Raw genomic sequence first — 8,969 nt, 5'->3', positions numbered from 1 at the left:
ACGCAAATCCTCCGATATGGCTCTAACCATGCCTGCTGGCCTCCATACCCAGCCGACATGATGAATCAGATATTCTCCCCGATGGGAATCCCTCGCGATTCCATCAGGTCAGATTATGCTCTAAGCTGAGGAATGCCATCGCGATTGCGGAAGCCGGCCGGGAGGGAGAGGTTCGGTTCTTCGGCGAGGTCGACGCATCGGATGAGAGCATGCGCCGCGTTATTCAGCGGGTCGCCGCCAAGTTCGATCGGGTGTATTTTTGTCACGAAGCCATGCGGGATCTCGTTCGCGCACGGGCGGCCGCGGTCGAGACGCTTCGCGTTCACCGGCAGCACGTGAGCGCCTTCATGCTCAAGCACGGGCTGATCTGATCCCCAGAAACTGGACCGTTCAGAATTGGAGTTTTCCGCTGTAGTTTCCCGGCTGGAAGAGGAGCGGAAGCGATGAAAGCATCGAAGTTTTCGGACGCGCAGAAGGCGTTCATTCTGAAGCAGGGAGCGGATGGGTTTCCTGTGGCGGAGATCTGCCGGAGGGCCGGGATCAGCCAGGCGACCTATTTCAACTGGAAGAAGAAGATGACGGGCTGCTGCCGACAGAGATGAAGCGGCTGAAGCAGCTCGAGGACGAGAACGGCAAGCTCAGAAAGCTGGTCGCCGACCTGTCGCTGGACAAGGAGATGCTGCAGGACGTGATCCGCCGAAAACTGTGAGGCCTGGTCGCAAACGCGAGCTGGTGGCCGATACCTGTGCTGATTGGAACGTGTCGATCCGGCGAGCGTGCCGTGTTCTGGAGTTCGACACCTCGACCTATCACTACAAGTCCCGCCGCCGTGACCAGGCCGGCCTCGAAGCTCGGATCAAAGACATCTGCGCGACGCGGGTTCGCTATGGCTACCGGCGCGTGCACGTGATGCTCACGCGGGAGGGCTGGGACATCAACATGAAGCGGACCTATCGCATTTACAGGGACTTGGGCCTTCAACTGAGGAACAAGACGCCGAAGCGCCGGGTGAAGGCGAAGCTGCGAGACGATCGCCAGCCAGCCGTCGAACCCAACGACGTCTGGGCGATGGACTTCGTTCACGACCAACTCGCGACGGGCAAGAAGATCCGGGTCCTGACGGTCGTAGATACGTCGTGCCGGTGCTCGACCCACGCTTCAGTTACCGAGCCGAGGATGTGGTCAGGATGCTGGAACAGGTCTGCCCCAAGATCGGCTATCCAAAGACGATCCGGGTCGATCAAGGCTCGGAGTTCGTCTCCCGCGACCTCGATCTGTGGGCCTACACCAGGGGCGTCACGCTCGACTTCTCGCGACCGGGAAAGCCAACGGACAACGCTTACATCGAAGCCTTCAACGGCCGCTTCAGGGCGGAATGTTTGAACGCCCACTGGTTCCTGACGCTTGCCGACGCGGCCGAAAAGTTGGAGGATTGGCGCAGATACTACAACGAGGTGCGCCCCCATGGCGCAATCAGGCACAAGGTTCCGATCTCGTTGATCAATCCCGATGGCGCCGTCAGCCCGCCATCGTGAAACAGCCGGAAAACTCCACCTTCCGGCGGTCCAAAGAATGGTATCGGATCAGAAAGGCGCCTCCGCGTGGCAAGGGCTTTCTGATATTGATGACAGGTTGGTCGGGTGCAGGCATGTATTCGGCCTTTGAGTGCGGCCTGTTCATGCCGCTGGCCTTGATGAAGTCCGCGGATCCGATCCCAGACAGGTCAACGCGCTTTTTGAGCGGCACCCACTGAGCGGGTTTTCCGATCCCGGTTCGACCGTCCGTCATCACACCATCAGCACCTCACCAACCTCTGTGCTTCCTCTGCGACTACGTCACTACGCCGGTGAATCCGCGAAGCGCTTGCCCGTAGTGATCAGCGCCCAGACGATCCGGGCCATCTTGTTTGCCAGGCCACCGCAACGACGTTGTACGGCTTTTTCGCCAGAAGCTCGGCAGCCCAGCGAGTGGGTGCCGCTTTGCCATTACGACAGAAGCAAAGCACGGCATGGGCTCCCACAACAAGAAGGCGACGGATGTAGGGATCGCCTTGCTTGCTGATCCGCCCGAGCCGATCCTTTCCTCCGGATGAGTTCTGTCGCGGCACCAGGCCAAGCCAAGCCGCGAGTTGCCGGCCGGATTTGAACAGGGAAGCATCTGTCACGGTCGCAACGATTGCGCTGGCGGTGATCGGACCGATGCCGGGGATCGTTTCGAGGCGACGGCTCAACTCGTGCGAACGATGCCAGATGTGAATCTGTCGGTCCAGCTCACAGACCTTCTCGTGCACCTCACGCAATTGCTGTACCAAAAGAAAGAGGGCCGATCGGGCAAGCGGGGGAATGAGGTCGTGCCCCTCGTCCTCAACCAACGCGACGAGCATGCTCAGCCCTGTAGCACCCTGACGAGTGATGATGCCCAACTCCGCCAAGTGGCCGCGCAAGGCGTTCACCAGCATTGTCCGCTGCCGGATCAAAAGCTCGCGGACGCGATGCAGCATCAACACGCTCTGCTGCTCCTCGCTCTTTGTCGGAACAAAGCGCATCGTCGGTCGCGTGACCGCCTCGCAAATTGCCTCGGCATCCGAAGCATCATTCTTCTGCCGCTTCACGTATGGCTTGACGTATGACGCAGGCATCAGGCGAACCTCATGCCCCAGAGCCGTGAGGACACGAGCCCAATGATGGCTCGTTGCGCAGGCTTCGATGCCGATCAAGCACGCCGGCAAGGATGTAAAGAATGCGACTACATCCTCGCGACGCAACTTCCGGCGGACAACCACTGCGCCCTGCGCGTCAACGCCGTGCACCTGAAACACGTGCTTGGCGCATCCAGACCGATGGTGCTAACCTTCTCCATGGACGGCTCTCCCTCATGTGACTTTCGACAGCCACACTTTGGCACATTGCGATGCCGGGAGCGGAGGCCGTCCACCTCATCAGGTCAGGGCGTATCTATCCCCGTAAGAAGGGTTGGACGATGCGCTATCTGCGCTGGCTGCAGGAGCAACCGTTCGATCATCGGGCGCATCAGATCGCGCTTCAGGAAATGGTCGAAGCGGTGCGCGTCTCGAAAGAGCGGGTCGATCGGCTTGAGGGAGTGATCGAGGAGTTCGTTCCGGCCTGGTCGCTGGCGCCGATCGTGCGGGCGCTCCAGACCCTGCGGGGCATAGACCTGATTGTTGCCGTGACATTCGCCACCGAGGTTGGCGACGTGCGGCGGTTCGAGAGCCCGCGCCAACTCATGGGGTATCTCGGCCTCGTCCCTGGAGAGCGATCGACCGGCGAGACAGTCAGACGGGGCGGCATCACCAAAGCGGGCAACGGCCGCGTTCGCCACATGCTGGTCGAGAGCGCATGGACCTACCGGCATCCGCCCAAAGTCGGCAAGACGAAGCTGTACCGGCTGGAACAAGCACCACCGAAGGTGCGCGAGATCGCATGGAAGGCTCAAACACGGCTGACCGCCCGCTATCGAATGTTGAGCGGACGCGGCGCTGTTTTGGGACCACCTTTCGGGAGTGGTCGCGATGTGAACCTCGGCAAGAGGGCATGGGTCTCTTCGCGGTCTGATCGGCGTCTTCGCACTAAACCTTCCGGATCATTCCCGCAAGGATGGTGTTGCGCTGCCTTGTTGCTCCGCCGCCGAAGAGCGGGCGCTCCCGCAGAACTCGTGGTTCTTGACCGACATCAGCCATAGGCCGTCGACAACTTGCGAGCCACGGGCTGAACCGCACCGGGTTGCCGGAGCCGCTTGGTTTAAGTTATGCGGCCATGGCTGGCACGTCCAGTAGGTCAATCAATTCGCAGAAATCCTGCATCAGACAGGAATTTCCGCAGGAAGAATACGGTAGGCGTGCAAAGAAGATCGGTATTCTCAGGGCAGGCAGATATAATGCCTTCAAGGCAACAGAGCTGCTTGTACGCAACCGTGCCCACGGTTCCGTTCAGAGTCCTATTCACCTAGCATCATCGGACGTAGGTCATCTGGCACTTATCGTCCGCCAACTTGACGAGCCCTAACGACTATGAACAGCAGTTTACTTCCGTTGAGCACAATCCGGGAAGAGTTTCCGGCAACGCAAAAGTTCATCTACATGGACGTTGCGAATCAGGGCCTGATCTCGCGAACCACAAGAGCATCCTTCGAGCAGCATCTTGACAACAGACTGCATGGCGAAAACGACGAGTTGAGTCAGTTAAAGGATATCGAAAAGACTCGCGCCAGGTTTGCCCAATTGATTGGAGCGGACCGAGATGAAATAGCTATCACAAAGAACGCGTCAGAGAGCATCAACATTATCGCTAACGCCATCAACTGGCGCGCGGGGGACAGCGTCGTCCTTTGCCCTCAACTGGAACATGCGAACAACATTTTACCATGGCTTCAGGTCAAGGCCTTGCATAATGTTCAGCTGAAAGTCGTGGAGCCGGATAACGGCTCAATTCCAGTCGAGAAGATTATCAACGCCCTCGATTCCCGCACGCGCGTTGTGGCCCTTTCAACGGCTACGATGGTTCCTGGTTTTCGCACGGCGACGGAGCAAATCGCCCAGGCTTGCAGGCGTCGAGGCTCGTTCCTTTTGGCGGATGGAACCCAGTCCGTGGGGATACTCCATACCGACGTTGCTCAACTGGGTTTGGATGGTCTGGCGGTCTCGACCGTGAAGGGCTTAATGGGTCTTTACGGATCGGGATTTCTGTTCTGCCGTCGCGAGTGGGCCGATCAGTTCAATCCAGCTTATCTTGCTCGGTTCAGCGTCGATCTCGGAAACGCACCGGAGTCGGCTGCCATTCTCAGCGCCCCCAAGCTCCGAGCTGGCGCCCCCCGTTTTGACATTGGCCACTACAACTTCCCGGGTATGATCGCGGCCTACGCCTCTATGGGGCAACTGCTGGAGATCGGTACCGAGGCAATAGACAATCACGTCACGTCTTTGGCAAAGCGGTTGGCTTTGGGGCTCCTGCAATTGGGACTACCTGTCTGTGGCGGGCCGCCCGGCAAGCAAACAGGGAGTATCGTGGCGATCGGTGATATGGCTATGCTCTCCGGTGAGCGGGAGCCGGACCCCTATGTTCACGCCCTACACAGCTATCTTATCGACAATAAAGTTATCGCCTCAAAGCGCCGAGGGCTGCTGAGATTTTCACTCCATCTTTATAACTCCGAGGCGGAAGTTGACCACGTTATTGAACTAATCAAAAGTTGGTCGAGGTAATGACGACCCCACGTGCATCTACAGGAGAGTCTATGTCATCACTCAGCGCCAATACCGTCGCGCTTCTCAAGGATCTGGTCAAGATTGAGAGCGTGAACCCATCGCTTTCGTCGACGGGCAGCGGAGAGCGGCGGGTAGCTGAATATCTCGAGGGGTTTTGCAAAGAGAGAAACCTGCAGTATGAACTCCAACACGTCGTTGACGGCCGCTCGAACTTCCTGACCTCAGTTCCAGGCAGAGATCCTGACAGGCGCGTACTTTTTATCGCCCATATGGACACGGTGCCAACCGACAATTGGGCCTCGGACCCTTTTCTGGCTGTGCAGAAAGATGGCCGAATCTACGGTCGAGGCAGTTGTGACACAAAGGGTTCGCTTTCAGCGATGTTGATGGCCCTCACTACCCTAGGAGACCGCCAACCTAACGCTACAATTGTCGTTGCAGCCAGCATCGACGAAGAGTACCGAAAGATCGGCGCCCGCGCTATCGCGTTGTCGGGCACGCCGTATGAGGCCGCGGTCGTAGGTGAACCAACAGACCTAGAGCTTGTGGTCGCTCACAAAGGTTCTGTCCGCTGGCAGATCGAGGTACAAGGGGTCCCCGCTCATACCTCGAAGCCTCACCTCGGCGTGAATGCCATAACCGGCATGGCAAAGGTTATATTGGCGCTAAACGAATACGGTCAAGATCTTGCCTCGCGAACGCAACCCTTGGTCAGTCCTCCAACTTTGACGGTAAGTCTTATTGAAGGCGGGTTGGAACTTACGACCGTTCCTCCATCATGTCGCATCTGGATCGATCGACGCCTTGTTCCAGGAGAGCGGCCCGGGCAGGCGTTGCAAGAAGTAGAAGACATACTGCAGGGGATGCGAGATCGCGAAGGCATTAAGGTCCGATCAGTGCTACCAGCATTGGAAGACCCGGCTCCGACCAGTGCTGAGTTCAGCAAAATTGCAGCGGTGGCAGCGGCGGCATGTGCCAATGTTGCCGGGACCGGAAAATACATTGGCGTGCCATATGGAACAGATGCCAGCCAGCTCTCACTTGCGGGGATTCCTTGCATTGTTTTGGGGCCTGGAAGCATTGATCGCGCCCACACGAGCAATGAATATGTTGAACTGAGCCAGCTTGAGAAGGCGGTCGACATCTATCAAGAGATCATGCTTAGTTACTAAGTAATCGAGCGACACTGTTTACGTCCGAGGCAAACGTTCAGAGCACGTTCTGTGATCGATGAATCGATTGTGATGTGACGGCTGCGTGTTGTGCTGATTCAACATTCACGTCGATGGGAGGTGGAAGTTGGGAGAAGCATTAAGCGGGGATGTTCGGTTCACGGGTCTTTAAGACTCGGACGAGGGCATGTCGTCCCGGTTCGGCGTGGGAATGTTCAGCGCGATCCGCTGGATTGCGCCGGCGAAGATCGGCGAACTGGCGCCATGCCCGCCGGTCCGCCGCGGGGGCCTCCAGCCTCGATGCTCATCTCATTAAGCCTTCCTCGTCGAGCTGACGAGCAGCGAAGGTCATCCCGCTGAGCGAGATGGTGGAGCGGCTGGTCGCCGAGCGGTCGGTGCGGATCAGCCGCCGCGCCTTGAGCGCCTGGCTTCGCGAATTTCAAAAAGTCCGCGCACGCACTGGAGCAGGATCGCCCGACATCCTGAAGCGGCGCCGGGACTGGTTCGACGGCCAGCTCGATCTCGATCCGGCGAGGCTCGTGTTCATCGATGAGACCGGCCACTCAACAGAGATGTCTGCGTGTGGAAGAGCGTCGCGCGGCCACGCTCCCAAGCCGGCGTTCCGCATGCCCGCTGGAGCACCACGACCTTCTGCGCTCATCTTTACGACGGCGCCATGAACGTTAACGTGCTCCTGGCCTATTTCGAGAAGGCGCTGGTCCCGACTTGTCGGAGGGCTGCATCGGGGGCGTTTGATGTCGAATAGGCGTTACAAGCGAACCCACATCCACTACAATTCGGGCGGCTTCGGCTTCATCCTCGACACTTCCGGCCCCAAGGGAGCGGCGGCGGAAGAAAGTTCAGTCTCATCGAGAATTCATCGAGCGGACGTCAATCGGGAGCGGCGATCAATATTTTGGGCGGCTCACAGGCGCAGCGTGAATCTCGAAGTCCAGCGCACATTTCAGTGAGCTGATATCGCAACGCCGGCGATTGCAGTGATTCGTCATTGCAGCCGACGATACCGCCTTCAGTGTGGCTTTGTCAGTGCCTTGTTGGCAAAACTAACCCCGCGGACTGCCATGTTCCTGCATCAGACACCGCGCGGTTCCGCCGCAGTTTGCAGAATTCCTGCGTAAGACCGCAAGAGATCGCCGATAGAACGATTCGATCCCTGCTACGGTTGAGCCACGTTCCTTTGGTGAGGGTAGGCTGAATGAAAGTCCCAGGCATGAACAGCGCTGCTGTTCAAAAAGATCTCGCATTTCCGATCGAAGAATTCCAACGGCGGCTCAGAATTGTTCGTCAAGAGATGACGGAAAGAGGCTTGGGCTTGCTAGTGGTGAGCACGCCTGAGAATATCTATTATATGAGCGGCTATCACACCGTAGGGTATTTCAGCAGCCAGTTCCTACTTGTACCAATCTCGGGTGAGTTATTTCATATAACGCGCGGCATCGAAGAGACAAATGTTAAGGTGCTATCATGGATTGAGCAATCGACCAGTTATATGGATCACGAGGCGCCGATTGAGCTTCTTGCAGCGACTATCCGGGAGATGGGCTACTCGAATGCGGTCATTGGCATCGAGAAGATTAGCTGGTTCCTGTCGATCGTCGACTACGAGCGACTTAAAGAAATGCTCGGTGACGCGAATTTCCAAGATGGATCCTTGACCGTTGAAGCTTCGCGCGTTGTTAAGTCAGATCTGGAGTTGGAGTATATTCGCCATGCTGCTCGTATTGCGGAGGCCGGCATGGAGGTCGGCCTCGATCAGATTCATGCTGGAGCTAACGAGAACGACATCGCGGCAGAGATCCAGCGAACCGTAACAAAATTGGGGAGCGAATACCCGGGGTTGCCTGTGTTTGTATCCTCAGGGGTGCGTACCAGCCAAGCTCATGCCACGTGGGCTGGAAGGAAAGTTCTCGAAGGTGACCCCGTCCTTCTGGAAATATCGGGGTGCGTGCGGCGCTATAGCGCTGCTCTCATGCGCTTAGCCGTGGTTAAGCCAGCAAATCGCGAACTGGAGCGGATGGAAGAGGTCTCACGCAAGGCACTTGAAAAGATGCTCGACGCCATACGACCTGATAGACCATTAGGGGAGGTTTGGAATGTGTGGTCGACTACGGTCACTGACGGCGGCTACGAAGGGCGCTTCAAACGGACCGGTTATTCTATAGGCATCAATTTTCCGCCTGATTGGGGCGAAGGCTACATGCTATCCTTCAAGCGCGGAGAGACCCGCGTTCTGCGTCCTAATATGACATTTCATATTCCATCTCTTGTGAAAGTGTTCGGCTTCGCCGACGCGGGCACGAGCGAAACAGTCCGCGTGACCGAAACGGGCTGTGAGGTACTCACAAAGTTTGGGCGTCAGCTTTATGTCCGATAGCGAAATTCAGTTCAGGCCGATTGATCACAGCCAGTCGAGGAAAATACGAGCGCATTAGTCGAGCTGGATAGATCGAACCTGTTCCTACCAACCATAAGAAAGGAGACTCCCATGCCTATCGTCAATCGCGTCGCCGACCTACTCCCAGACATCGTGTCCTGGCGCCGCGATATTCATGCAC

Annotated in this window: 3 protein-coding genes and 5 pseudogenes; 7 read left to right on the top strand and 1 reads right to left on the bottom strand. The window is 57.5% G+C overall.

Going from position 1 to position 8,969, the window contains the following annotated elements; all coding sequences use genetic code 11:
* Nucleotides 1-71: 71 nt before the first annotated feature.
* Both NKH95_RS32875 and NKH95_RS32870 read left to right on the top strand, forming a co-directional pair.
* Nucleotides 72-368, top strand: a pseudogene (locus NKH95_RS32875) (hypothetical protein); the annotation flags it as partial.
* A 75-nt stretch (nucleotides 369-443) separates the two neighbouring features.
* Nucleotides 444-1,535, top strand: a pseudogene (locus NKH95_RS32870) (IS3 family transposase).
* 303 nt (nucleotides 1,536-1,838) lie between these two features.
* On the opposite strand, the pseudogene NKH95_RS32865 reads toward NKH95_RS32870, so the two are convergent.
* Nucleotides 1,839-2,859 (bottom strand): annotated as a pseudogene (locus NKH95_RS32865) (IS110 family RNA-guided transposase).
* An 87-nt stretch (nucleotides 2,860-2,946) separates the two neighbouring features.
* Between NKH95_RS32865 and NKH95_RS32860 the strand changes: the two are divergent.
* From NKH95_RS32860 to NKH95_RS32840, 5 genes and pseudogenes are all read left to right on the top strand, one after another.
* Nucleotides 2,947-3,495: pseudogene (locus NKH95_RS32860) on the top strand (transposase); the annotation flags it as partial.
* Nucleotides 3,496-4,027: 532 nt separating this feature from the next.
* The gene (locus tag NKH95_RS32855; RefSeq protein WP_352894536.1) at nucleotides 4,028-5,218 is read left to right on the top strand and encodes an aminotransferase class V-fold PLP-dependent enzyme; all 1,191 of its coding nucleotides are present in this window, start codon (nucleotides 4,028-4,030) and stop codon (nucleotides 5,216-5,218) included.
* Between the two features lie 32 nt (nucleotides 5,219-5,250).
* A complete protein-coding gene (locus NKH95_RS32850) occupies nucleotides 5,251-6,393 on the top strand; it encodes a M20 family metallopeptidase (RefSeq protein WP_352894535.1) in 1,143 nt (380 codons plus the stop codon).
* 187 nt (nucleotides 6,394-6,580) lie between these two features.
* Nucleotides 6,581-7,120, top strand: a pseudogene (locus NKH95_RS32845) (transposase); the annotation flags it as partial.
* Nucleotides 7,121-7,609: 489 nt separating this feature from the next.
* Nucleotides 7,610-8,788, top strand: coding sequence for a M24 family metallopeptidase (locus NKH95_RS32840; RefSeq protein ID WP_352894534.1), 1,179 nt, complete (start codon nucleotides 7,610-7,612; stop codon nucleotides 8,786-8,788).
* Nucleotides 8,789-8,969 lie beyond the last annotated feature (181 nt).

Origin of the sequence: Mesorhizobium sp. M0848, assembly GCF_040319805.1 — a bacterium.
Lineage (GTDB): Bacteria > Pseudomonadota > Alphaproteobacteria > Rhizobiales > Rhizobiaceae > Mesorhizobium.
The sequence above is the reverse complement of the archived record's forward strand: the minus strand, read 5'-3'. Positions and strand labels throughout refer to the sequence as shown.

Bases quoted from the DNA above. Each gene is read 5' to 3' on its own strand.
- NKH95_RS32855 (WP_352894536.1), top strand. From the start codon at position 4,028: ATGAACAGCAGTTTACTTCCGTTGAGCACAATCCGGGAAGAGTTTCCG.
- NKH95_RS32850 (WP_352894535.1), top strand. From the start codon at position 5,251: ATGTCATCACTCAGCGCCAATACCGTCGCGCTTCTCAAGGATCTGGTC.
- NKH95_RS32840 (WP_352894534.1), top strand. From the start codon at position 7,610: ATGAAAGTCCCAGGCATGAACAGCGCTGCTGTTCAAAAAGATCTCGCA.